Origin of the sequence: Aminobacter sp. UC22_36 (assembly GCF_044056035.1) — a bacterium.
Classification (GTDB): Bacteria; Pseudomonadota; Alphaproteobacteria; order Rhizobiales; family Rhizobiaceae; genus Aminobacter.
In genome coordinates, this window is sequence record NZ_CP171996.1 from 99,043 (window position 1) to 123,070 (window position 24,028).

Genomic DNA, 24,028 nt, shown 5'->3' on the forward strand with positions numbered 1-24,028 from the left:
GGGCAGGCGCATCCGCCGGCCCGCCTAGGCATGCCGCTCAGGCGGCGTGCCTTGATGTGACTGGCTGCTCGCCGATCAGGCCGCGCGGACGCAACAGCAGCACCAGCACCAGCGCCAGGCCGATGATCATGGCCTGAGCCGCGCCGCCATAGATCTGGTACTGCTCGGGCAGCATCTTCGACGAAGCCGCGCCGATGGCACTCCAGATGCCCCAGACGACGATCGCACCCAGGATGGCGCCGCGATTGTTGCCGCTGCCGCCGATGATCAGCATCGTCCAGATCTGGAAGGTGAGGATCGGCAGGAAGTCGAACGGGCTGACAAAACCGATGAAGCTGGCATAAAGCGCGCCAGCAAGGCCCATCAGCGTCGAGCCGATGACAAAGGCCTGGAGGCGGAAGCTGCGCGTGTTCTTGCCCAGCGTCTCGGCTGCGACCTCGTCTTCGCGGATCGCCTTGAGAACCCGTCCCCACGGCGAACGCGCGATGCGTTCGAGCGCCAGATAGGCGATGGCCAGGATCACCACGATGACGGCGAGATAGCCGAGATTGTTGGCGAGCGGGGTCGCAAACAACCCGCGAAACGGGTTGGGGATCGAGGCGATACCCATCGTTCCGCCGGTCAGCGCCTCAAAGTTGGTGGCGACGAGCTGGATGGTGACGGCGATGCCGAAGGTCGCGACGGCGAGATAGTCGCCGCGCAGCCGGACCGTCGCCAGGCCGGTGACGAGCGCGGCCAAGGCGGCGGCCGCCATGGCGCCTATCAGCCCGACGATCCAGGGCAGCTCGAAATTGCCGAGCAGTTCTGGCCGCGCCGGCGCCGTCAGGATGGCGAAGGTGTAGGCGCCGATGGCGTAGAAGCCGACGATGCCGGCGTTGAACAGGCCGGTGCCGCCCCATTGCAGGTTCAGCCCCAGCGTCGCAATGCCCAGGATGAGCGCGACGGTGAAGAAGAATACGAGATACGAAACAAATCCGATCATCTGAGCCTCACACGCGTGCCGACCTGGAGAAGAGGCCCTGCGGCCTGAGGTAGAGGATGACGAGCAGCAGGCCGAAGGGCACCGCCGCCTTGTAGCCGGTGGGGATGACCAGCGCCGACAGGCTTTCGGCGAGACCGACGATCAGGCCGCCGGCGACGGCGCCAAACAGGCTGCCGGTGCCGCCGAGGATCGCCGCCGTGAATAGCGCCAACAGCATGTTGAAGCCCATCTCGGGGCGGATCTGGACCGTGAGCCCGGCAAACACGCCGGCAATGGCCGCAAGCGCGCCACTGAGCATCCAGGTCCAGCGCACCACCTTGGCGATGTCGATGCCGCAGACCTGCGACAGCGCCGGGTTCTCGGCCATCGAGCGCATGGCAACGCCGATGCGGCTGAATTTCAGGAACAGATGCAGCGCCACCACCAGCACCACGGTCAGGATGAGCACCAGGACCTGGTCGGGCATCAGGCGGACATTGGGCAGGATCTCGAGCGAGATCTGCAGTTCCTGGCTGTAGTAATGCGCGTCCGCGCCCCAGACGAACAGCACCAGATTGCGCAGGATCAGGGCGATGCCGAAGCTGGCAAAAACCAGCGTCAGGCTGCCGGCGCGGCGCTTCCTGAGCTTGCTGAACACCAGGCCATCGGCGGCAATGGCGATCAGCCCGGTGCCGATGCAGGCAACGACAATGGCGACAAGCAGCGGCCAGCCGAAGGAGAAGGGGCCGATTGCGGGGCCGGCGGGCAGGAAAGCCACCACGGCAAAGGCCAGATAAGCGCCCCAGGTCAGCATTTCGGCATGGGCGAAGTCGGCGAATTTCAGCATGTGCGAGCACAGCGAATAGCCGATGGCCCCGAGCGCGAGGATGCCGCCGGTCAGCAGACCGTCGGCGATGGCTTGTCCGATCATGATTTCCTCCGGAAGCCCAGAAATGCTTCGGCAATGGCGTCGTTGTCGAGCAGGTCGGTCGCCGCCCCGGTCATGTGGTTGCGCCCTTCGACCAGGACATAGGCGCGGTCGGAAACCCGAAGTGCTGCCTTGGCGTTCTGCTCGACCATGAGTACCGCCACACCGCTCTTGGCGAGGCGACGCAAATCATCGAGTACTTCGTGCACGATCTTGGGGGCGAGGCCGGCCGTCGGCTCGTCGAGCATGATGACGCGCGGATCGGTCATCAGCGCGCGCGCCACCGCCAGCATCTGCCTCTGGCCGCCCGACAGCACATTGGCCGCGGCGCGCCGGCGCTCGGCCAGTGCGGGGAAATGCTCGAAAGCCCGTTGGACGCGCTGGCGCAGCACGGCGCGGGGCAAGGTGTGGCCACCGCTGATCAGATTGTCCTCGATCGATAGCGAGGAAAAGACGTTGCTGGTCTGCGGCACGAAACCGACTCCTGCGGCGATGATCTCGTGCGTCGGCAGTCCGGAGATACGCTGGCCACCAAGCCTGACCTCGCCGCCCTCGACCAGCACGAGACCGGCCAACGCCTTGAGGAAGGTCGACTTGCCGGCGCCGTTGGGGCCGATGAGAGTGACCAGTTCGCCGGCATCGATGGTAACCGAGATGTCGAAGACGATCGGCATGCCGGGGATGTAACTGGCGCGCAGGTTGCGCGCCTCGCAAACGGGCGCGTTCATGCCAGTTCTCCCACTGTCACGTCGCCGAGATAGGCATCGACGACGCGCTGCTCCTTCATCACGCCGGCAGGATCGCCTTCGAAGATCACCTTGCCTTGCGCCATCACCACGATGTGGCGGCAGATGCGCATCACCATGTCCATGTTGTGCTCGACGATAAGGAAGGCGACGCCGCGCTCGTTGAGCGCAACGATCTTGTCGATCAGGGTTTCGATGAGGGTCGGGTTGACGCCCGCCGTCGGCTCGTCGAGCAGGATCAGCGGCGGATCGACCATCATGACGCGCGCAAGTTCGAGCAATTTCTGCTGGCCACCGGAGAGCACGCCGGCAAGGTCGCGCGCCTTGTCGGCAAGGCCAGTGAAGGCAAGCACCTCCATCGCCCGTTCGCGGGCGCGACGCTCTTCAACGCCCACCAGCCCGCTGCGGAACCAGTTGTTCCAGAATTTTTCGCCCGACTGGTCGACAGCCGACAACATGACGTTTTCGAGCACCGACATCTGAGGAAACGGCCGCGGGATCTGGAAGGTGCGCGCCAGGCCGGCACGGAAGATTTTGTCGGGCCTGCGGCCCGAGATGCGCTGGCCGGCGAAGATCACTTCGCCAGCACTTGGCTGGACTTCGCCGGCAATGAGGCCGAACAGCGTGCTCTTGCCCGCGCCATTGGGACCGATCAGGCCGGTGATTTGGCCTGCCCTGACTGATATGTCGACACCGTCGACGGCCTTGAGAGCGCCAAAGCTCCTGGAGAGGCCGCGAGTCTGCAGGATGACGTCGCCGGTCTGCGTCATGCACTGCCTCGCTTGGCTTCGGAGGTCGACGCGCCGTCGCGCCCATCCCACAGATTGTTGAAGAACCTCGACAACCGGTCCATGCCTTCGTCGAGCCGCTCCAGGCTCTCGGAGCCGAAGCAGACGCGAAGGTGACCCTCGCCTGACTGGCCGTAGAAGCTGCCGGCTTCGACGACCACATCTGCCTCGTCGAGTATCTTTTCCGCAAGCGTCTGTGACGGAATGCCGAAGGCCGAGATGTCCGGGAAGGCATAGATCGCACCCTGCGGCGACGGGCATTTGACACCTGGCATCTGGTTCAGGCGGCGGACGACGAGATCACGCTTCTCGCGATCATGCTCGACCAGTTCGGCAAGGACGTCAGAGGGGCCGGTGATAGCGGCACGACCACCGGCCTGGATAAATGTATTGACGTGGGTGGCGTCATTGGCGGTGATCTTGAGCAGTCCGGGCATGGCCCAGGCCGGCGCGACCATGTAGCCGAGACGCCAGCCATCCATGGCAAAGGATTTGGTGAATGCAAAGGCGGTGATGGTGCGCTCGGCCATGCCGGGCAGCGACGCGATGGAGATGTGCGCATGGCCGTCATAGACCATGTCTTCATAGACCTCGTCGGAAACAATGATGAGGTCGCGCCTGATCGCCAGTTCGGCAAGGCCCTCGAGTTCGGCGCGCGAATAGACACGACCGGTCGGGTTGACCGGATTGACCAGCACGATCATTCGGGTGCGCTCGGTGATGGCGGCTTCGATGCGCTCGGGCTTGAGCGCGAAGTCGTCGGCTGCATCGAGCGTCACGAACACTGGCCTAGCGCCGGCCAGTTCGATCTTGCCGATATGCTGGGGGTAGAACGGGTCGAGCAGGATCGCCTCGTCGCCCGGATCGAGCAGCGCCAGGAAAGCTGCGAAGGAGGCATGCGTCAGGCCGTTGGTGACCAGGATGTCCGCTGGTGTCACGTCCATGCCGTTCTGGTTGCGCAGCTTTTCAGCCAGTGCGGCTCGGAAGCTGGCGGTTCCCTTGAGGTCGCTGTAATGGACGTCGCCGGCGAGCAGTGCTGCGATCGTCGCCTGCTTGATGTGGTCGGGCGTGTCAGCGGAGGGTCGCCCGAGCTCCAGATGGATAAGGTCGCGGCCGCTACCGGCAAGTGCCGCGGCCTTCTGATACATGCCGAATGACTTCTGTGGCGTCTCCGAGATACGCCGCGCAACCCGCTTCATTTTTCCACCTTGGCATTTACCGCAGCGCCGACCTGCCGGCGCGCGATCACTTCGATCTCGACCTTGATCTCTTCGACGGGGAAACCGCAGATGATGGTCGTGTTGGTCGGGCGCGGGTCGGCGAAGGTCGCGCCGAGCACGCGCGAGACGGCCATGACGTCGTCGCGGCTGGCGAGATAGACACGCACCGAAACGATATCGCGCAAGCTGGAGCCGGCTGCAGCCAGGGCTCCGGCGATGATGTCCAATGACCGACGCGCCTGGGCTTCGGCCTCGGGCGCGAAACCGCCAATGGCCGGATCATGCCCTGCTGTGCCCGAAACGAAGATCCAGTCGCCATCGACAAGCGCCCGTGAATAGCCCGCAAGCTCCTCGAACGGAGAGCCGGAGTAGATCGCTTTTCTCGTCATCGGGCGCCTCGAATTTCTACGCTCATTTGATCAAACCATCAGTGTGGTTATAGCAAGTTTGGGAAGAGATCAACCTCCCGGAGGCGGCCTTTGCATTTTGGCGTCGATGGCTGAGGCAAGCCCGGGGCGCACAACGCTGGCGCCCGGAGATCCAAACCACTGCGGTTGCGGAATCTGGTGAGCGGCGCTGCGCGGTCACTTGCGCGTGAGGCGATCCATGCGCCGTAACAAAACCGCACCGGCCACCGTATCCTGTGCTGGTGGACATTGTCCGGCATAGCCGAGCCGCCAATGCGTCTTTCAAGGACGCGACCACGAGCTGGAGAAATCTGATGATCAACGCACTTTCGAAAGCAAAACAGGTCGCCGCCAGACACCGCCCGGCATTCTGGCTTTCAGCGGCAATTGCTGCGGCCGGCGCTTGGGCTTTTGCCGCAGCGCCAAGCGCGGCCCAGGAAGGGCTAAAGATTCCGGCTCCGGTACTCGACGAACCGGCACAAGGCAGCACGGAAGTGGCAGTGCTGGCGGGCGGCTGCTTCTGGGGCGTGCAGGGCGTGTTCCAGCACGTCGAAGGCGTCAAGGATGCCGTCTCGGGCTATGCCGGCGGCGACAAGCAGACAGCGGAATACAAGACCGTCGGCACCGGCTCGACCGGCCATGCCGAGTCGGTCAAGATCACCTTCAACCCACAAAAAATCAGCTATGGCCGGATCCTGCAGATCTACTTCTCGGTCGCCCACGACCCGACCGAGCTCAACCGCCAAGGCCCCGATACCGGCACGCAGTACCGCTCGGCCGTCTTCCCGACCGATGCCGAGCAGGCGAAGGTCGCCAAGGCCTACATCGCCCAGCTCGACAAGGCCAAGGTCTACGACGCGGCCATCGCCACCAAGATCGAGCCCGGCCACGCCTTCTACAAGGCCGAGGACTATCATCAGGATTTCCTGACGCTGAACCCGACCTACCCCTACATCGTCTACAACGACCTGCCGAAGATCGAGAACCTCAAGCGCCTGTTCCCGGATCGCTATCGCAGCGACCCGGTGCTGGTCTCTGAAGCCAAGGCGTCCAATTGATCAGGAACGCAGCCAGACTCAGCTAGCTATCGGCCGCCAGCCGCCATCATGTCCGAGACCCAGGCGCGGCGACCGGATAGCGCCGTGGATATGCGGTATCAGCGATGCATTTTGTTCGCCTATGGCCGTGCGCCAGACATCGCCCTGCAGCATGGCGAAGACTGCCGCCACGGGCCGGATGCCTGCCTTTTCAAGCAATTTCAACACAGCCAGCATCGAGGTACCGGAGCTGATGACATCGTCGACGACAAGCACCCGCCTACCCTCCAGCAGCGGCAGCATGCGGGGATCGACATAGAGCCGCTTGGCATGCTCGGGGCTGGTGATCGAGCTCATCGGCTCGGACAGCTCGTCGCTGTACCAGAATTTTCTGGACGTCCCGAGCGCCACCATGCGCTCATGGCCGAGACGCCGCGCCACGCCATTGGCGAGCGGCAAGCCGAGCGTCGGCACGCCGATGACGACCTCCGGACGATAGGCTTCCGCATGCAAGGCCATGGCATCCGACAGCGCATCCTCGACCGCAAAGCTTGCCTGGTTGACGATGATCGAGGCCACCGCCCGGCTGCCATCACCCGGCAAGATGCGGACGGGCAGCGCGATCTGGCGCCCGTCGGGCAGCGATGCCGGATAGAGGTCGCTGAAGCCATCCACGGGTGCGGCGTCGAACGTGCCCGCGGGATACACTGTCTGCCAGAATTGATGCGGAGCGAGTGGCACAACGGGCCTTTCTGTTGCAGAAGGGGACATGCGGCGCCGATGGCCCTGGGCGCCTGAGATTGCGGAACTGGGCCGAACGGAGTTTGCGTGATGACATTGACGGCCGGGCACGACAAGGGCGAAATCGAGATGCTGACGGCGCTGCGCCGCGACATCCACGCCCATCCCGAGCTGGGCTTCGAAGAAGTCAGGACATCAGGCATCGTCCAGACGATGCTGGCGGAGGCCGGCATCGAAATACACACCGGCCTCGGCAAGACCGGGGTCGTCGGGACGCTGAAGCTCGGCGAGGGATCGCGACGCATCGCACTGCGCGCCGACATGGACGCGCTCGCCATGCCTGAAATGGCCGAGGATCGCGCCTACAAATCGACCGTATCAGGCAAGATGCACGCCTGCGGCCATGACGGCCACACGGTGATGCTGCTGGGTGCGGCGCGTGAGCTGGCCCGCCGCAAGAATTTTTCCGGCACGGTGCATTTCATCTTCCAGCCCGCCGAGGAAGGCCGTGGCGGCGCCAAGGCGATGATCGCGGACGGCTTCTTCGAGCAGTTCCCAGTCGATGCCGTCTATGGCCTGCACAACATGCCCGGCATCGCGGCCGACAGCATGGCCGTGGTTTCAGGGCCGCAGCTCGCCTCGTCCGACCGCTGGACCGTCACGTTCAAGGGCATCGGCACCCATGGCGCCAAGCCGCATCTCGGCCGCGACGCGATGACGGCAGCCGGCCAGTTCCTGACCGCACTCCACACCATCGTCGCGCGCCGGGTCGACCCGCTGCAGCCGGCGGTGGTCAGCGCCTGCGCGATGGAAGCGGGCAGCTTCGAAGCACTCAACGTCATCCCCGACCTGGTCAAGATCGGCGGCACGTCACGCGCCTATTCGGCCGCCGTGCGCGACCAGTTGGAAGAAGAAATCGGCGCGCTGGCCGAAGGTTCGGCGCGGCTTTACGGCATCGAGGCGGAATACCGCTACTTCAGGCAGATGCCTCCAGTGGTCAACGACAGGGACGCGACGCGCCGGGCGCTGGCGGCGGCGCAGGCGGCACTCGGCGTCGACAAGGTGATGACCGAATTCCCGCCATCGACCGCCGGCGACGACTTCGCCATGTTCTCCCAGGAGGTGCCGGGCGCCTATGTCTGGCTCGGCAACGGCCCCGCCGTCGATGGCGCCCTGCACCACAACAGCCGCTACGACTTCAACGACGAGGCGCTGGCGAGCGGGGTGAAGTTCTGGACGACGCTGGTCGAGCAGGAACTGGCGGCGGCGTAGGCGCGCCGTCATCCCGGTAGGGAGCCAAGTTCAGAGGATCGGTTAGGAAAGCGACGGTCTCGGTGCCAGAGATGCCCCTTCATCGTCACGGCTTCGCCGTGCCACCTCTCCCCACCTTGTGAAGGAGAGGAAACGCTAATCTCGCAGGGTGCGACCTCGCAGAACGCGGGTTCCTCGCCTCCACAAAGTGGGAGGGTGGCACGGCGAAGCCGTGACGGAGAAGGGGCCTTCCCTTCTGCTACGAAGCCCTACTCCGCCGTCAGCCTGTCATAGAGCAGCTTCAGCACCGTGGTGCTCTCGACCTTCAGCGCCACCGAAACCGCAGCCCCATCTTCCGAAACTGTCAAAGCGCCAGCGTCGCCGGTCGTGCCCGTGTCGACCGCAAGCTTCAGCGTCTCGCAGCCGAACAGTGCCTCGTCGAGCGCCAGCAGCATGACGCAGGGGTCGTGCAGCGGCCGGCTCTCGCCCCCCGTCGTCGACTGGAAATAGGCGTCGATCAGCGCGCCCGACGCCACCGCGGCCGGCACGCCGGTCTGTTGTAGCATGGCGGTGTCGTCGCGGGTGGCGCGCACCTTGCGGGTGACGTCAAGCGGGATCAGCGTCATGTCGAGCCCGGCGGCGAAGACGATCTCGGCGGCTTCGGGATCGGCGGCGATGTTGAACTCCGCACGCGGGCCGATGTTGCCCGGTTCATAAACCGCGCCACCCATGGCAATGACGCGGCCGATGCGCCGGGCAGCGTCCGGATGTTCCTGGACAAGCCGGGCGATGTTGGTGAGCGGGCCAAGCGCCAGGATATCGATCGCGCCGGCTTCCGCAGCTTCGAGTGTATCGCGCAGCCAGATCACGGCATCGCCAGCAAGAGGCTTTGCCAGCGGATCGGGGAAGGCGACGCCGCCGAGGCCGTCATTGCCGTGGATGTCGGCAGTGTCGAAGCCCTTGCGCGACAATGGTCCTGCGGCACCCGCAATGACCGGCACATCGATGCGGCCTTCAAGCGCGAGGATACGGCCGGCGTTGCGCGTGGTGGTGGCGATGCCGATATTGCCGGCAACGGTGGTGATGCCTATGACGTCGAATTCCGCCGACTTCAATGTGAGCAGGATCGCCACCGCATCGTCGATGCCGGGATCAGTGTCGATGATCACCTTGCGGGTGGAGTTCTGCTTCATGGCGCGACCTTTCGTTTCGCGGGCGCCGCGTCCACCTGGACGCAAAGCACGCTCCGCCCCTGCAAAATTGCGCATCAGTTGCCAAATCGACCTCGATCCAAAAACCATGCGCGACCAAATCAAGTCTGGCATCGCTTCCCATTTTCGGGTCAGGTGAATCAAGCTGTAATGCTTGCCCCAGACATCGATACGAGTTTACGACATTGACCGATACGACGCGCCGGCCCGCCGACCTCCTCATCGAACCCGCCGACGAAATCCTGATCAGGCAGGACCTTGTGCTGGTAGCGCTCGGCAAACGCCAGGCCGATCGTCTCGTCCAGCTTGGCCGCGTGCTCGACGTGCATACCGGCACCTGGATGGACGATTGCGAGGTGGCAATCCGCGGCCGGCGCATCGCTTATGTCGGCCCTGCCGGCAGCTTCCCGGGCACGGCGCGCGAGACCATCGACCGCACCCATCTGGCCGCAGTGCCCGGCTTCGGCGAAGTGCACAAACACATCGAAAGCTCGCATCTGACACCCGAGCATGAGGCAGCACTGGTCATGCCGCGCGGTAACACCTGGACCTGCGAGGCGAGCCACGAATTCTCCAACGTCAACGGCCCCAACAATCTCGAATTCTGGCTGACCGCGCGCCGCGCCGGCTCGCCGATGAAGATCTTTCCATTGCCCGGTTCGGCCGTGCCGCCCACCGCCTATGAGGGTGGCGGCGGCCATTTCGGCTATGCCGAGCAGATCGGCTTCCTCGGCGAAAGTGCGATGGTCGCCGGCCTCGACGAGGTGATGGACTGGCCGGCCGTATGGAACCCCGAGAACCCGTCCCACGGTCGCCTCTGGGGCATGATCCAGGCGACATTCGAGAAGCGCGGCGTGGTCGAGGGCCATGGTTCAGGTCTGCGCGACCTGCCCTCCATCAATGCCTTCGCGGCCGCGGGCCTGTCATCCGACCACGAGGCCTGGACGCCGGAAGAGGCATGGGACAAGCTCCGACGCGGCATCTTCATCGAGATCCGCCCGCATTCGATGCCCGATATCATCAAGGGCCTGATTGAGCGCGGCCTGCGCGACTGGAGCCAGGTGGCCTTCGCCACCGACGACCGCAGCGCCTCCGACACGCTCAAGATGGGGGCGACCGACCACAATGTCCGCCTCGCCATCGAAAGTGGGCTGGCGCCCGAGATCGCCTATCAGTGCGTATCGATCAACCCGGCACGGCATATGCGGCTGACGCCGTTCGTCGGCTCCATCGCGCCCGGCCGCTTCGCCGACATGGTGCTGCTCGACAAGACAGCGACCGTGTCGATTTCGGAAGTCTGGGCCGACGGCCAGCAGGTCTCCGAGGGCAAGACCTTCACCGGCCATTTGCCTGATATCGACTGGCCCGACTGGGCGACCAAGACGGTCAATGTCGGCCGCGAGCTCACCGCCGATGACTTTGCCATATCAGCCGAGCCGGGCCGCGAAACGATGCAGGCGGCACTGCTGCGCCCGTTCCATTGGGACGACAACTTTATCACCACCGAACTTCCAGTGGCCGATGGCGCGGTACAGCGCGACACCGACCGCAACATCACCAAATTCGCCGTCGTCGACCGCTATTCGGGCAAGGGCCGCGTCGCCAGGATGTTCTGGCTTGGCTGCGGGCCGAAGACGCCCGATACCGCGGTGGGCTGCACGGTGGCGCACGACCAGCACAACATCTGGGTCGTCGGCTCGTCTGACGCCGCGATGGCCGAGGTGGTCAACCGCATCTCGGAAAACCAGGGCGGCTGGGCGCTGGTATCAGGCGGCAAGGTGGTCGCCGACGTGCACTACGAGGTCGGCGGCCTGATGACCAACCGGCCAGCAGAGGCACTCGATGCCGAGATGGAAAAGCTTTACGCCGAGGCCAACAAGATCGACTGGCTCTACGAGCCGACATTCTCGCCGCGCTGGTTCCCTGGTTTTCCCGAGCGGCTGCAGTTCGCCACGCTGACCTGCGCCCCATGGCGCTGGGTGCTGGTGGCGCCGACGGATGCGGTGCCTCAGGGTTTCGTCAACGTGCAGACAGGCGCCAGTCACAAGGTGGTGTGGTGAGGGCAAGGCCGTTGCCCTCGTCCCGGGCGAGCACGGCGAGACCCGGGACCTGTTGATCAGCGCGGCCGGGTTCTCACCCGGACGCGACGGTTGATCCGTCAGCCAAGTATCCTGATAGCCTTCGCTCCGCTCCGGCTTGCCGGATGACGCGTGGTGGCGTTCAGCCCTTGTCTTCGGCAAACGCCGCGAGAATCCGCGCCCAGGAGCGGATGCCCTTCCGGAAGCTGGAGAGGTCGTACTTTTCGTTCGGGCTGTGGATGCGGTTGTCGAAACGGGCGAAGCCGATCAGCAGCGAATCCATGCCGAGCTTTTCCTTGAAGGCGGAAACGATCGGGATCGAGCCGCCACTGCCGGCCACTGCCGCCTCTCGCGCCCACTCCTCGGTCAGCGCACTGAGCGCCTTGGTCGAGAAAATCGCCGTCGATCGGCATGACGGTCGCGGCACTGGCGCCATGGTCGATGAATTCGACCGAGCAGTCGGCGGGGATGCGGGCGCGGACATGGGCATGGAACGCCTCGCGGATCTTCGCCGGGTCCTGGCCGGCGACGAGACGGAACGAGATCTTGGACTGCGCCTTGGCCGGGATGACGGTCTTGAAGCCCTCTTCTGTGTAGCCGCCGATGATGCCGTGGATCTCGCAGCTCGGGCGCGCCCAGACCTGCTCGAGCACGGTGCGGCCGTTTTCGCCGGCGGGAATCGAGAGGCCGATGTCGCCCAGAAAGCCCTTGTCGTCGAAAGGCAGGCGCTGCCATTGCGCCTTGATGGCGTCGGGCAGTTCGGTGACGCCGTCATAGAAGCCGGCGACGGCGACGCCGCCGTCAGGCGTGCGCAGGCTGGAGACGATGTCGGACAATACCTGCAGCGGGTTGCGCGCGGCATTGCCGTAGATGCCCGAATGCAGGTCGCGGTTGGCGCAGGAGATGACGATCTCCTCCTTCAGCACGCCGCGCAGCATGGTGGTGACGGCGGGCGTCTCGGCGTCCCACATGTCAGTGTCGCAGACGAGCACGACATCGGCCTTGAGCTCGGCGCCCGTCGTGTCGAGGAAGGGTGGCAGGCTCGGGCTCGAAATCTCTTCTTCGCCTTCAAACAACACCGACACCTGGATCGGCAGGCTGCCGGTGACGGCCTTCCAGGCGCGGCACGCCTCGACGAAGGTCAACAGCTGGCCCTTGTCGTCGGATGCGCCGCGGGCAACGATATGGGTCTCGCCGTCGGGCTGCGGTACCAGCTTCGGCTCGAACGGATCGGAGTGCCACAGGGCCAACGGATCGACCGGCTGGACGTCGTAGTGGCCGTAGAACAGGACGTGCGGCCCCTGCCCCGTGCGATCGTGGCCGACCACCATGGGATGTCGCGCGGTCGGGCGCACCGAAGCGTCGAAGCCGAGTTCACCGAGCTCCTTGGTCAGCCATTCGGCGGCGCGCTTGCAGTCGGTGACATGTGCCGGATCGGTCGAGACGGAGGGGATACGGATCAGGTCGAACAGACGCTCCAGGCTGCCGTCGATGTTGGCGTCGACATTGGCGAGCACCTCCTGGAGGCGTGCCGAAGCTTCAGACCTGTTCATGACTTTGTCCTTCCCTGTACTACCCGGACACTCGCCCGGAGCTGATCAGCCCACAGCATCGATGCGGGCCATCTCGGCCTTGAAACTCTGCGCCACCTGCAATGCGTCGCGCAGCACCTTCTTGCGTTCGAGGCTCAGCACCTCGCGGCCGCGCATCAGCCAGTCGCCGCCCACCATGACATCGCGCACGTCGGTCGGCATCGTGGCGAACACCAGCGTCGAATAGATGTCGTAGATCGGCTGCTGGCGCGGCGACGCCAGGCTGACGCGGATGAGATCGGCTTGCTTGCCCGGTTCGAGCGAGCCGAGCTTGGCATCGAGCCCGAGTACCTTGGCACCGTCGCGGGTGGCCATGCGCACGACTTCGACTGAAGCCATCGGCTTGCGGCTGTGGCCGAGCAGCTTCTGGAACATCGAAACCGGCGCGAACTGCGAAAACAGGTCGAGCGTATTGCCGCTCATTGCGCCGTCGGTCGAGATGCCAACAGGAATGCCGGCCTTGCGCATCACCTCAACGGGGGCGATGCCGCGCCCCGCCTTGCCGTTCGACCGCGCATTGTGGGCGACGCAAACCTGGGCATGGACCATGCGCTCGATGTCTGATGCGTCGACATGCAGGCAGTGCGCGCAGATCAGGCCCTTGCGCAGAAGGCCGGCCTTCTCGACCACCTCGACCGGGCGCATGCCGTGGGTCTTTTGCGCCCACTCCATCTCGGCATCGCTTTCGGCGAGATGCATCTGGACCGGCACGTCTGAATGGTCGTCCGCCCAGCGCGCGATGCGCTCCATCGTTGCTATGCCGGTGGAATAGGGCGCATGCGGGGCGATCGACGGCGTGACACGCGCATGGCCGGCGAACTCCGCGACCAGCGCCTCGGTCAGCGCGAAGCCTTCGTCCACCGACTTGTGATCCGGCGGATCGAAGTCGGCGATGGTCTGGCCGAGCACGCCGCGGATGCCGGCCTGGGCGACGACCCGCGCAACCTCGGTCTCGAAGTAATACATGTCGGCAACCGACGTGACGCCGCCCTCGATCAACTCAAGTGCCGCAAGTGCCGTGCCGGTGCGCACCGCCTCGGGCCGCACGAACTTGCGCTCCAAGGGCAAGATGTAGCGGTAGAGCCGGTCGTCGACGTCCTCGCCGAGGCCGCGGAACAGCGTCATCGCCATGTGGCAATGTGGGTTGACCATACCGGGCATGACAATGTCGCCCCCGGCATCGATCATTTCCGCGCCGCCGATTTCAGGCGCCTCGCCCGCGCCGACAGCCTTGATGACCTCGCCCTCGACATGGACCCAGCCCTTGTCGATGACCGGCATGTCCTCCGTGCAGGGGAGAATGGTGGCGTTGGCAATCAGAATGGACATTGCAGTCCTCAGTTCATTCCGGCTTCAGCACGCAGCACTGGTCGGGCACCGGCACCAGCTTGGCCTGCGCGCCCGGCTCCAGCGGCGCCGACAGCGAGCCGTTGGCGATCAGCTGACCCGCGGCCGTTTCGCTCTGATACTGGTAGGCGCGGCCGAGATAGGTGCGCAGGCCGAGCGTCGCCGGAATGCCCTCGGCCTTGGCGTCGGTCGAGACCGACAGGCCGTCGGCACGTGCGGCAAGCACAAACGCATCGGGGATCGCGCCGAAACGCTCCTGCGACAGCTTGAGCTGCGAACCGTCTGATGTCGTTGCGGTGACGGTTTCGCCGTCGCGCGCCGACACCGTCATCGGCACAAGGTTCTCGAAGCCGACGAAACGGGCGACAAAGGCATTGGCCGGGCGCTGGTACAGCATCTCGGGTGTGTCGAACTGCATGATGCGGCCGGCATTCATGATCGCGACCCGGTCGGAGATCGAGAACGCCTCTTCCTGGTCGTGGGTGACGTAGACCGAGGTTGTGCCGTTGGCACGCTGCAGCTGGCGGATCTCGACGCGCATGTCGACACGCAGCTTGGCGTCGAGATTGGACAGCGGCTCGTCGAACATCAAAAGCGGCGGCTCGATGACCAGCGCACGGGCGAGCGCGACACGTTGCTTCTGGCCGCCCGACAACGCACCGGGAAGACGGTCGGCGAGTGGCGACAGGCCGACACGCTCCAGCATCGCTTTGGCGCGCTTGTCGCGCTCGGCTGAGGCAACGCCGCGCTGCTTGAGGCCGAAGGCGACATTGTCGAGCACGCTGAGGTGCGGGAACAGCGCATAATTCTGGAACACCAGGCCGATGTCGCGCTTGTAGGCCGGCAGCCTGGTCAGGTCCTTGTCGCCGAGCCGGATCGAGCCGGAGGTCGGTTCGAGGAAGCCGGCGATGAGGCGCAGGGTCGTTGTCTTGCCGCAGCCCGAGGCGCCGAGCAGCGAGACGAGCTCGCCTTTGCCGACCGACAGCGACAGGTCCTCCAGCACCTTGGTGGCGCCGTAGTGGGCGGTGAGATTCTGGACTGTAAGTGACTGGGTCATGAGGTTCTACTTCGCAAGGAAGGTGAGGCCGAGCGTGCGCTCGACGATGGCCATGACTGCGACGGTGAGCAGCATCAGCAGCACCGACACCGAGGCGATGGTCGGATCGAAGAACTGCTCGACATGGGCGAGGATCTGGATCGGCAGCGTCGAAATGCCGGGGCCGGTCAAGAACAGCGACGTCGACACGTCGTTGATCGAGGTGATGAAGGCCAGGATGAAGGCCGCGATCACGCCGGAGCGGACATTGGGCAGAACGATGGTGAAGAAGGTCTTCATCGGCGGGCTGCCGAGGCTGACGGCGGCTTCCTCGATCGAGAAGTCGAACGAGGCGAGGCTCGCCGAGATGACGCGTACGCAATAGGGTAGCACCAGCAGCATATGGCCGACGAGCAGCGTCAGGAAGATCGGCGTCTGCATGCCGACGGCGACCGACTTGAGCAGCGAGAAGCCGAGCACGATCTCGGGCACCAGGATCGGCAGCACGAAGACAGTCGACAGCCAGGACGGCAGCTTGATGCGGTAGCGGTTGAGCGCATAGGCCGCCGGAATGCCGATCAGCAGCGCCAGTCCGGTCGCCAGGAAGGCAAGTTCCAGGCTGGTGATGATCGTGCGCTTGAAGGCGCTGATGGCGAAGATGTTCTCGAACCAGCGCAGCGTCAGGCCTTGCGGCGGGAAGGTCAGGTAAGTGGTGTCGCTGACCGAGGCGCCAAGCACGATGATCAGCGGCCCCATCAGGAAGATGTAGACCAGGACGGTGAACAGGATCAGCAGGGGATTGATACGGCTGGTCATCATGTCGCCATCGGGTTGAGGCGCCGCGCAACGCGGCTCATGGCAAGAACCACGGTGATGGTGATCACCACCATGATTGCTGCGATTGTCGACGCGCCGACCCAGTCGAACGACACCATGGCGCGCTGGTACATCAGCGTGCCCATCACCATCTGCCGCTCGCCACCGAGAAGCTGCGGCGTGGCGTAGGCGGTGAAGGAGCCGGTGAAGACCAGCACCGCGCCGACGATCAGGCCGGGCACGGCGAGCGGCAGGATCACCTGCCGGAACGTGCCGGCCGGCGTGGCGCCGAGCGAAGCGGAAGCCTGGACGACATCGTCGGGGATGTTTTCGAGCACGCCGACAAGCGTCAGGATCATCAGCGGCACGAACAGATAGACCATCGCGACGATGACCGAGCCCTGCGTGTAAAGCATCGACAGCGGCTCGCTGATCGCGCCGATGCCGACCAGGAAGTTGTTGAGGATGCCGTTCTTGCCGAGGATGATCAGCCAAGCGAAGGAACGCACCACCACGCCGGTCAGCAGCGGGAAGACGGCTGCGATGATCAAAAGGCTCTTCAGCTTGCCCGGCGACTTCGACACGACATAGGCGGTGAGGAAGCCGACGACGAGCGAGATGGCGGTCGTCGCCAGCGAAATCTCGATGGTGCGCCACAGAACCGTGCGGCGGAAGCCGCTGTTGAAGAAGGCGATGTAGGGCGCGAAGATGCCGCCGTCCTCGCCGAAGGTCGTAGCGATGGTGGCCGCGACCGGCAGCACCAGGAACACCAATACGGCCAGCGTAGCCGGCCCTGCGAGCCACCATCCGGCAAAGCGTTTCAGCATGAAATCTCTTCCAGTTTCCGCGGACAGATGGCGCCCGGGAGATCTTGTTGCGGCGTGCTACCCTTCATCGGGCGGCCGCGAAAGGCGCAGAATGCCGCAAGGGCTGTGACAGCGGCAAGAAAATGCTTGGGGCGCGTGGCCCCAAGCGCACAATGGCGGGCGGGAAAGCCATGCCTTCCCGCCCCGATGGCGATTACATGCCGAACACCTCATTCCAGCGATCGACCCACTCGGTCTTGGCCGAATTGAGCTTCTCGTAGTCGACCTGCTTCAGCGAAGCGATCATGTCGGCGCCGTAGGTCCACAGCTTGGCCTGTTCCGGCGTCAGCTCGACAGCCTTGACGACCGGCGCGTCGACGCCGTTCTCGGCGGTCTTCTGCTGCACTTCCTTCGACAGCACGAAGTTGATGAACTCGTGGGCGAGTTCGACATTGGCCGCGCCCTTGGGGATGTTGATGGTGTTCAGCGTGGCGATGGCACCGTCCGAGAGGTTGGCCCATGCGGCGGTCGGCACGGCAGCCTGGATCTGGGCGAGCGTGAAGTCCTGGGCGACCGAAGCCGAGATTTCTCCGGTCGAGAACAGATTCACCAGCTCGGAACCGGTGTTGTAGTTCTTGACGACATTGGGCTTCAGCGCCTCGATCGCCTTGAAGGCACCGTCGGCATCGGTGAAGGGATCGACGCCGGCATGGGTGCCGGCGATCATGACGGCCATCGGGCCGGCGGTGGTGGTGATGCCCGGCAGCGACAGCGACGCCTTGAAGTCTTCCTTCCACAGATCATTCCAGGAGGTGATCGGCGCCTTCACCTTGGCGGTGTCGTAGATCACGCCGACGCGGCCGATGGTGTAGGCCGGGCCGAATTCGCCCTGCGGTGCCTTGGCGAGATCGTAGAGGCCTTCGAGGTTCGGCACCTTCGACTTGTCGATCGGCTGGAACAGACCTTCCTTGATGCCGATCTGCGAATAGGCGTCGGTGAAGTAGGCGACGTCGACACCCTCGCCGTTGCGGATCTTGATCTTGTTGAGGCGGTCGGCGTTGTTACCGGTCTCGAACACGATTTCGCAGCCGCATTTCTCCTTGAACGGCTTGACGATGTACTCGTCGAGCTTGTCGCCGTTGAAACCCCACCAGGAGATGGTCAGGGTCTTGCCCTGGGCAAACGCCGGCGCGGCGACGAGCGTCGTCGCGAGGCCGGCAACGCCAGCCGCGAGAAGGGTGTGAAGTCGTGTCATGGAAAGCCTCTGTTGTTTGACGCCCTGACGCCTATGGGCGCACGGAGGGACGGGTGAGCCTATTTTCGTGACAGCTAAGGTGCAACTCCAAATGTTGTGCAACGCACATCATAATCTGCCGCATATGAAGGCTGGCGATAAAAAAGCCCGGCAGATTGCCGGGCTTGTTTGTCGATCGCGTCACCGGTCTTGCGGTGTCTGCGTCCCTACACGATGAAGCGTATTGCGCGCTGGATTTCGAAGAAATCCTTCGCTCGGAAGCGCAGCGTGCGCGGCGCCGGATGCTCAACGCCGGGATACCAGCTGCCGCGATAGGCTTCGATCGGGGTGGTGTATTCGACTACCAGTTCGAAGCTGTCGGCGAGTTTTGGCAGGCATGATTTGAGATCGCGCGACAGCGCCTCTTCAACGCCAGCGCGGATCGCGGCCACCGAGGCTTTCGGCGTCAGCGACCGGGTCGACGGGCCGAACCCCTCGCTGGTGGCAACTGTGCCAATGCGCGGCACCAATAGCTTGGCCTCGGCGCACATGCCGGCGTCGCCCGCCAGGAACACCGAAGGCACGCCATAGCGCGCGGCGCAAAGCGCATTGAGCGTGTATTCGGACGCCACCTCGCCATTGATCAGCAGACGCGACACCGTACCGGTCAGCGTATGCGCCAGCGGATTGGTGTCGGTGCCGGCCTTGTTGTGGTAGCCGGTGTAGAGTGCCGCCGAAAAGCTGTTGTCGATGCCGAACATCATCATGTCGGGGTGACCGCTCCAGTCCCTGATGATGCTGACATAGGCCGGCAACTTCGACAGGATCAGGTTGCGCCCGGTGGAATGCGCGTCCTTGACCACCACTTCCTTGGCACCGGCGGCCTTGGCGCCTTCGCAGGCCGCCACCAGCTCGTCGGTCATGTATTCGCGGAACTCGTCGTACTCCGCATGCCCTTTCTTGGCCTCCGGCCAAACGGTGATGCCGGCGGTGCCTTCGATGTCGGCGCTGATGAACACTTTCATGATCGTTCCCTACGGTTTCAAAGAAGCTCTGATATCGACGACAACAGCCTGTCGATCTGGACGGGCGAATGCTCGGAAAATACCGCGAGCCGCATGGTTGGCACATCCGACGCATCGGAATAACCGCCCGCCTGCGTTACCCTGACGATGATGTCGCGCTCGGCAAGGCGATCGCGCAGTTGCTCCAGATCGGTGACGCCCTTGATGGTGACTATGGGCACCGGCGTATCGGCGACCTCGAAGCCCAGTGCTCGCAAGCCGCCGCGCATGTGCCTGACATTGCGCGCCAGATTGGCTCGCTTGTCGGTGGTCTGCAGAACCCGTAGCGATGCGGCTGCAGCCGCGGCGAGGCCGGGCGGCGCCGGCGAGGCGCCACGCATGATCATCGCATTGCGGGTGATCTTTTCGGCCAAGGCAGCGTCGCCGGGAACGACACCGCCGAGCGCACCAAACGCCTTGCTCATTGTTCCGGCGAGGAAATTGCCCGCGTCTTCGAGCCCGGCGTGCTGCAACGAGCCGCGCCCGGTTTCGCCGAGCACGCCAACGCCGTGAGAATCGTCGATGCACAACAGCGCGCCCTCGTATGGCGCCATCGCCTGCCTGAAGTCGCTGAGCGGCGCCAGGCGGCCGGAGGACGGAAACACCCCGTCTGTCAGCACCACCGGCCGCTGTTTCGGCAAGACATGACGCGACAGCTGTTCGGAGAGATCACCCGCATCGCCATGACGAAATTCGTGCACCGGCTTGCCCAGCGTCGGGATCGCATCACGTGTGCTGTAATGGGTCGCGGCGTCGATGAAGATGACGTCGAAATCCTCGCGCAGGCCCTGCAGCAACACCAGCGGACTGGTGTAGCCGGAGATCATGTAGACGACCTCCTCGGTGCCGAACCACTGGCGCAGCCGCTCCTGCAGGTCGGCATAGACCTGCATGTGAGCCAGCGTCCCCGGCCCCATGCCATACCGTCTGGTTGCAGCACAGGCCGCCTCGATCACCTCGGGGTGGCCATGCAGGCAGAAATAGGACGTGCCGCAGTAATAATCGACCTCGCGCCCGCCAATCACCATGCGGGCGCCGATGGGCGATTCCATCTTGAAGGGGACGGTCATGCCCCGGCTCAGGCCGCTGCCGCTTGGGAGGATGCGCGGCGCTCCAAAAACATCGGCCCGACACGGATGCCACGCTTGCCGTTATCGTCGACGGCATCGAGCTCCAGGATCTCGTCCTCATAAAGCTTGCCATGCATGCGGAAGCGCCCTTGCTCGACCGGTTCGCAGTTGTGGGTGCAGAAATACTCGATCAGGCACTTCAGCCCGCCATGGCTGTAGGTCAGGTAGGTGATATTGAAGTCTGGCCCGTATTCGCCAAGATGCGGCTTGATTGCGTCAGGCACCGCCTCGTCGGTCGGCGCTTCAATACGCGTCCAGTTGGCATCCTTCCACGTCAGTTTGCCCTGCGCGGGGAACGACAGGTTCATGTGGGCGTATCCCGCGCCGCGGCCATAGATGCGGCCGTCAATGACGAAGTCCTTGCCTGATACTGGCCGTATCTGCAACGGCACGCCATCGCCCATCAGATAGAGCTTGCCGGCCTTCGCCTTGACCTCGACGACCTCCTGCGTGGCGTCGTCGCGGTAATAGCCGGGCAGGCTTGTGAACTGCTCGTCGGCGATCACAGGCGGGCGTTGCACACGCTGCAGCGGCTTGCCCATCTTGCGTTCGGACAGCGCGATGCGCAGGCCGTCGACGCCGAGACGCGAGGCGATCTGGTTGGAGAAATCGAGCGTTGCAAACATCAGCACGCCGATGCCAGCGCCAGGCAGGATCAGCATATGCGAGGCATAGCCATAGACCGCGCCGCCATGGCCGACCGACTCCCAGCCATCGACGTCACCCGCACCAAAGCACAGGCCGTAGCCGGCCATCGACTTGTCCAGGCTGTCGGGGCGCTTGCCGAACGGCGTCCACATCTCGCGCAGCGAAGCGGGCGAGATGATCGAATTGCCCTCGGCGTCGAAACCGCCGCGCAGCAGGCACTGCACATAGCGAGCCATATCACTTGTGGTGGAGAAGATGTTGCCCGCAGGCGAACCGCCAAGACTGAACACCGGTGCCGGCGTGTCGCCGTCCAACGTCCACATGTCGGCTGGCGCCAGCCGCTCGCGGATGCCGGGCGCCATGCCGCAGGACGACTTGTCCATGCCGAGTGGCTTCAGGATGTTTTCGGCGACATAGTCTGAATAGCTCTGGCCGGTCACCACCTCGATGACCCGCCCGACCACCGCGATGCCGGCGTTGGAATAGTGCATCACGCCCAGGCTCGGGTCCTGCTTAAGCGTTGAAGAGGCGAGCTCATTCACCGTGTCTTCCAGCGGCGGTCGGGTTGCATCGAGATAGTGGCCGCTCTTGGGTTCGCGCACTAGGCCCGAGGTATGGGTCATCAGCTTGCGCAGGCTGATCACAGAACCATGCGGACCGCCCTCGGCACCGGCGAACGGGTTGATCGGGTGGAAGCCAGGCAGATAGGTCGACACGTCGACATCGATATCGACCAGCCCCCTTTCGGCCAGCTGCATCATCGCCAGCGAGGTGAAGGTCTTGGTGATCGAGCCAATGCGGAAGCAGGTGTCTTCGCCCATGACGAAATGGCGATCGCTACGCTGGATATGGCCTTTGGCGAGTACGCCGTCGCGGTCGACAAGGGCGTAGGAAATCGACGGGATCGCCTTGTCTTCGACTTCGTAGCGGATCAGGTCCTCGAACAGCTCGATCGAGGCAGCAGACAGGGAAGGCATGCAAACGCTCCTAGATCTCAAAAAATGGGGGGGGGTCTCAATGGGAATGACGGGGGTCGAGCATATCGCGCAGCGCATCGCCGACGAGATTCCACGACAACACGAAGAGGAAGATGGCAGCGCCGGGGAAGGCTAGCGTGTACCAGAACTGGAACGGATTGCCGGGCTGGCCAACGATCCAGTTGCGCGAATAGGCGATGAACTGACCCCAGTCGGCATAACCTTCCTCGGTGCCAACACCAAGGAAGCTGAGCGCCGACGCCGACAGCACCATCGAGCCGGTTGCCATCGTCGCCAGCACCAGCACCGGGAACATCGCATTGGGCAGGATGTGCAGCACGATCAGCCTGAGATCGCTGGCGCCGTAACTCCTGGCCGCGTGGATATAGTCCATCTCGCGGATCCTCAGGATCTCGCTTCGAACGATGCGGGCGTAACTCATCCAGCCGAATGTCGTCAGCGCGATGGTGATCGGGGTGATGCCCTTGCCGAGTAGTGCCGTCAGCACCATCGCGGCGATCAGGAACGGCACCGCCATGAACACGTCGACGATGCGCATCAGAAGCTCGTCCAGCCGACCGCCATAGTAGGCGGCGACCGCGCCCACCACCGTGCCGATCAGGACGGAGATGGCGACAACGCCCAAGCCGATCTTGAACGCCGTGCGGGTGCCCCAGACGATACCGTAGAAGATGTCGTACTGGCCTTGGGTGGTGCCGAAGATCGCGTCCGGAGACGGCGGCTGCGGCGTGGCCAGGAAACCGGCGCGCGGCGTGTCATAGGGCGACAATTGATAACTTTGCGGCGGTGCCAGGACCGGGGCGAAGATGGCGATCAGCACGAAGGCGAGAAGGATCGCAACACCCAGCAGGGAGACCGGGTTGCGCGCAAGGTAACGAAGAATCTTCATTGCGTCTTCACCCTCGGATCGAGCAGCGGATAGATGAGATCGACGATCAGGTTGATCACCACGAGAACGACCGCGAAATAGAGGCCGAAGCCGAGAACCGCAGGGAAGTCGAGACCGGCGGCCGTCTTGGCCGCGAACTGGCCTAGGCCGGCATAATCGAAGATGGTCTCGGTGATGACGACGCCCCCCATCATGACCGCCAGCTCCATGCCGGCGATGGTGGCAACCGGCAACAGCGCGTTGCGCCGCGCGTGCTTGAGCTCCACCACACGGCGCGGCAGGCCCTTGGCGCGGGCGGTGCGGACATAGTCCTGGCGCAGCGTCTCCAGCATCGAGGTGCGCATCACCCGCGTCATGCTGGCAACGTTGACATAGGTCAGCGTGATGACGGGTGCGGCAAGGTGGCGAAGCGAGTCGCCGAAGATCGCCCAATTGCCGTTCAGCAGCGCATCGACCGTGTTGGCGCCGGTGTAACGCACGAACTCGTCGGAACTCACGATCGTTTGGGCCCACTGGCTGAGCCGGCCGGGCGGGAACCAGTCGAGCGCCGAATAAAAGATCAGCAGCATCAACAGGCCGAACACGTAGACAGGGAATGACCAGCCAAGAATGGTGAAGATGCGGATGACGTGGTCCGGCCAGCGGTTGAGGTAGATACCGGCCCGCGAGCCGAGAAAAACGGCAAGCAAAAGGCACGGGACAAAAGCCAAGACCACCAGCTCCAGCGTCGCCGGAAACAACGACATCAGCGCCGATGACACCGGCTGCCGGGCCGTCTCGGACCAGCCGAGATTGCCGGTCAGGATGCCGCCGATCCAGCGGCCGTACTGGATGTAGAAGGGGTCGTTCAGCCCGTATTGTTCGATCATCCTGCGGATGCTTTCCTGGCCACCTTTGAGGTAGTCAGGCGACGGCGCGTAGGCCGCCAGGCGCTGCGTCGGCGATAGCGACATCTGCAGCGCAAAGATCATCAATGACAGAGCGAACAGGACGATGGGCAGCATCATCAGTCGTCTGAGTGCGTAGTTCAGCACGGGTTCACACGTTCCGATTTCAGGGGAAATGAAGCAGTGGGCACGTCGGGCAAGCGTTGCCGCCCG

21 protein-coding genes and 1 pseudogene are annotated in these 24,028 nt (G+C 64.1%); 3 read left to right on the forward strand and 19 right to left on the reverse strand.

The genetic code is table 11. The features are described 5' to 3' along the window. Window positions 1-37: 37 nt before the first annotated feature. Genes ACHMW7_RS03410 through ACHMW7_RS03435 form a run of 6 tightly spaced genes read right to left on the reverse strand, consistent with a single transcriptional unit; the run spans window position 38 to window position 5,032 of the window. Window positions 38-982: a branched-chain amino acid ABC transporter permease gene (locus ACHMW7_RS03410; RefSeq protein ID WP_395448972.1), complete on the reverse strand. Its 945-nt coding sequence runs from the start codon at window positions 980-982 to the stop codon at window positions 38-40. A 7-nt stretch (window positions 983-989) separates the two neighbouring features. Continuing rightward, a complete protein-coding gene (locus ACHMW7_RS03415; protein ID WP_395448973.1) occupies window positions 990-1,892 on the reverse strand; it encodes a branched-chain amino acid ABC transporter permease in 903 nt (300 codons plus the stop codon). Then, entirely contained in the window at window positions 1,889-2,617 is a 729-nt protein-coding gene (locus ACHMW7_RS03420; protein ID WP_395448974.1) for an ABC transporter ATP-binding protein, read from the reverse strand. Before ACHMW7_RS03420 ends, ACHMW7_RS03415 begins: the two co-directional genes overlap by 4 nt. Continuing rightward, window positions 2,614-3,405: an ABC transporter ATP-binding protein gene (locus ACHMW7_RS03425; protein ID WP_395448975.1), complete on the reverse strand. Its 792-nt coding sequence runs from the start codon at window positions 3,403-3,405 to the stop codon at window positions 2,614-2,616. The genes ACHMW7_RS03420 and ACHMW7_RS03425 overlap by 4 nt, the downstream gene beginning before the upstream one ends. Further along, window positions 3,402-4,622 carry a pyridoxal phosphate-dependent aminotransferase gene (locus ACHMW7_RS03430; RefSeq protein WP_395448976.1) on the reverse strand — a complete coding sequence of 407 codons (1,221 nt, stop codon included), beginning with the start codon at window positions 4,620-4,622 and terminating at the stop codon, window positions 3,402-3,404. Before ACHMW7_RS03430 ends, ACHMW7_RS03425 begins: the two co-directional genes overlap by 4 nt. Continuing rightward, window positions 4,619-5,032 carry a Rid family hydrolase gene (locus ACHMW7_RS03435; protein WP_395448977.1) on the reverse strand — a complete coding sequence of 138 codons (414 nt, stop codon included), beginning with the start codon at window positions 5,030-5,032 and terminating at the stop codon, window positions 4,619-4,621. Before ACHMW7_RS03435 ends, ACHMW7_RS03430 begins: the two co-directional genes overlap by 4 nt. Before the next feature lie 332 nt (window positions 5,033-5,364). On the opposite strand from ACHMW7_RS03435, the gene msrA reads away from it, so the two are divergent. Further along, window positions 5,365-6,108, forward strand: coding sequence for a peptide-methionine (S)-S-oxide reductase MsrA (msrA, locus tag ACHMW7_RS03440; RefSeq protein WP_395448978.1), 744 nt, complete (start codon window positions 5,365-5,367; stop codon window positions 6,106-6,108). Window positions 6,109-6,126: 18 nt separating this feature from the next. Here msrA and ACHMW7_RS03445 read toward each other — a convergent pair whose 3' ends face one another. Beyond that, window positions 6,127-6,828 (reverse strand): phosphoribosyltransferase, encoded by a 702-nt coding sequence (locus ACHMW7_RS03445; protein WP_395448979.1) that lies wholly within the window; start codon window positions 6,826-6,828, stop codon window positions 6,127-6,129. Window positions 6,829-6,918: 90 nt separating this feature from the next. Between ACHMW7_RS03445 and ACHMW7_RS03450 the strand changes: the two genes are divergently transcribed. Beyond that, window positions 6,919-8,100 carry a M20 aminoacylase family protein gene (locus tag ACHMW7_RS03450; protein ID WP_395448980.1) on the forward strand — a complete coding sequence of 394 codons (1,182 nt, stop codon included), beginning with the start codon at window positions 6,919-6,921 and terminating at the stop codon, window positions 8,098-8,100. Window positions 8,101-8,348: 248 nt separating this feature from the next. On the opposite strand, the gene ACHMW7_RS03455 is transcribed toward ACHMW7_RS03450, so the two are convergent. Further along, complete coding sequence (locus tag ACHMW7_RS03455; RefSeq protein ID WP_395448981.1) at window positions 8,349-9,272, reverse strand: nucleoside hydrolase; 924 nt, start codon at window positions 9,270-9,272, stop codon at window positions 8,349-8,351. A 203-nt stretch (window positions 9,273-9,475) separates the two neighbouring features. On the opposite strand from ACHMW7_RS03455, the gene ACHMW7_RS03460 reads away from it, so the two are divergent. Then, window positions 9,476-11,350 carry an adenine deaminase gene (locus tag ACHMW7_RS03460; protein WP_395448982.1) on the forward strand — a complete coding sequence of 625 codons (1,875 nt, stop codon included), beginning with the start codon at window positions 9,476-9,478 and terminating at the stop codon, window positions 11,348-11,350. Window positions 11,351-11,510: 160 nt separating this feature from the next. Here ACHMW7_RS03460 and ACHMW7_RS03465 read toward each other — a convergent pair. From ACHMW7_RS03465 to ACHMW7_RS03515, 11 genes and pseudogenes are all read right to left on the reverse strand, one after another. Continuing rightward, a pseudogene (locus tag ACHMW7_RS03465) lies at window positions 11,511-12,921 on the reverse strand (M20/M25/M40 family metallo-hydrolase). Window positions 12,922-12,966: 45 nt separating this feature from the next. After that, the gene (locus ACHMW7_RS03470; RefSeq protein ID WP_395448983.1) at window positions 12,967-14,289 is read right to left on the reverse strand and encodes an amidohydrolase family protein; all 1,323 of its coding nucleotides are present in this window, start codon (window positions 14,287-14,289) and stop codon (window positions 12,967-12,969) included. Window positions 14,290-14,302: 13 nt separating this feature from the next. Then, the gene (locus tag ACHMW7_RS03475) at window positions 14,303-15,364 is read right to left on the reverse strand and encodes an ABC transporter ATP-binding protein (protein WP_395448984.1); all 1,062 of its coding nucleotides are present in this window, start codon (window positions 15,362-15,364) and stop codon (window positions 14,303-14,305) included. A gap of 6 nt (window positions 15,365-15,370) precedes the next feature. Next, a complete protein-coding gene (locus tag ACHMW7_RS03480; protein WP_395448985.1) occupies window positions 15,371-16,162 on the reverse strand; it encodes an ABC transporter permease in 792 nt (263 codons plus the stop codon). Next, window positions 16,159-16,983, reverse strand: a complete 825-nt coding sequence (locus ACHMW7_RS03485) for an ABC transporter permease (RefSeq protein WP_184768624.1) — start codon at window positions 16,981-16,983, stop codon at window positions 16,159-16,161. The genes ACHMW7_RS03480 and ACHMW7_RS03485 overlap by 4 nt, the downstream gene beginning before the upstream one ends. Before the next feature lie 196 nt (window positions 16,984-17,179). Further along, window positions 17,180-18,220, reverse strand: a complete 1,041-nt coding sequence (locus ACHMW7_RS03490; RefSeq protein ID WP_395448986.1) for a PotD/PotF family extracellular solute-binding protein — start codon at window positions 18,218-18,220, stop codon at window positions 17,180-17,182. 206 nt (window positions 18,221-18,426) lie between these two features. After that, window positions 18,427-19,224, reverse strand: coding sequence for a M55 family metallopeptidase (locus ACHMW7_RS03495; RefSeq protein WP_395448987.1), 798 nt, complete (start codon window positions 19,222-19,224; stop codon window positions 18,427-18,429). A gap of 17 nt (window positions 19,225-19,241) precedes the next feature. Continuing rightward, window positions 19,242-20,333 carry an aminotransferase class I/II-fold pyridoxal phosphate-dependent enzyme gene (locus ACHMW7_RS03500; protein WP_395448988.1) on the reverse strand — a complete coding sequence of 364 codons (1,092 nt, stop codon included), beginning with the start codon at window positions 20,331-20,333 and terminating at the stop codon, window positions 19,242-19,244. 8 nt (window positions 20,334-20,341) lie between these two features. Then, window positions 20,342-22,018 (reverse strand): serine hydrolase domain-containing protein, encoded by a 1,677-nt coding sequence (locus tag ACHMW7_RS03505; protein WP_395448989.1) that lies wholly within the window; start codon window positions 22,016-22,018, stop codon window positions 20,342-20,344. A gap of 37 nt (window positions 22,019-22,055) precedes the next feature. Beyond that, the gene (locus ACHMW7_RS03510; protein WP_395448990.1) at window positions 22,056-22,928 is read right to left on the reverse strand and encodes an ABC transporter permease; all 873 of its coding nucleotides are present in this window, start codon (window positions 22,926-22,928) and stop codon (window positions 22,056-22,058) included. Then, window positions 22,925-23,962: an ABC transporter permease gene (locus ACHMW7_RS03515; RefSeq protein ID WP_395448991.1), complete on the reverse strand. Its 1,038-nt coding sequence runs from the start codon at window positions 23,960-23,962 to the stop codon at window positions 22,925-22,927. The genes ACHMW7_RS03510 and ACHMW7_RS03515 overlap by 4 nt, the downstream gene beginning before the upstream one ends. Window positions 23,963-24,028: the final 66 nt, after the last annotated feature.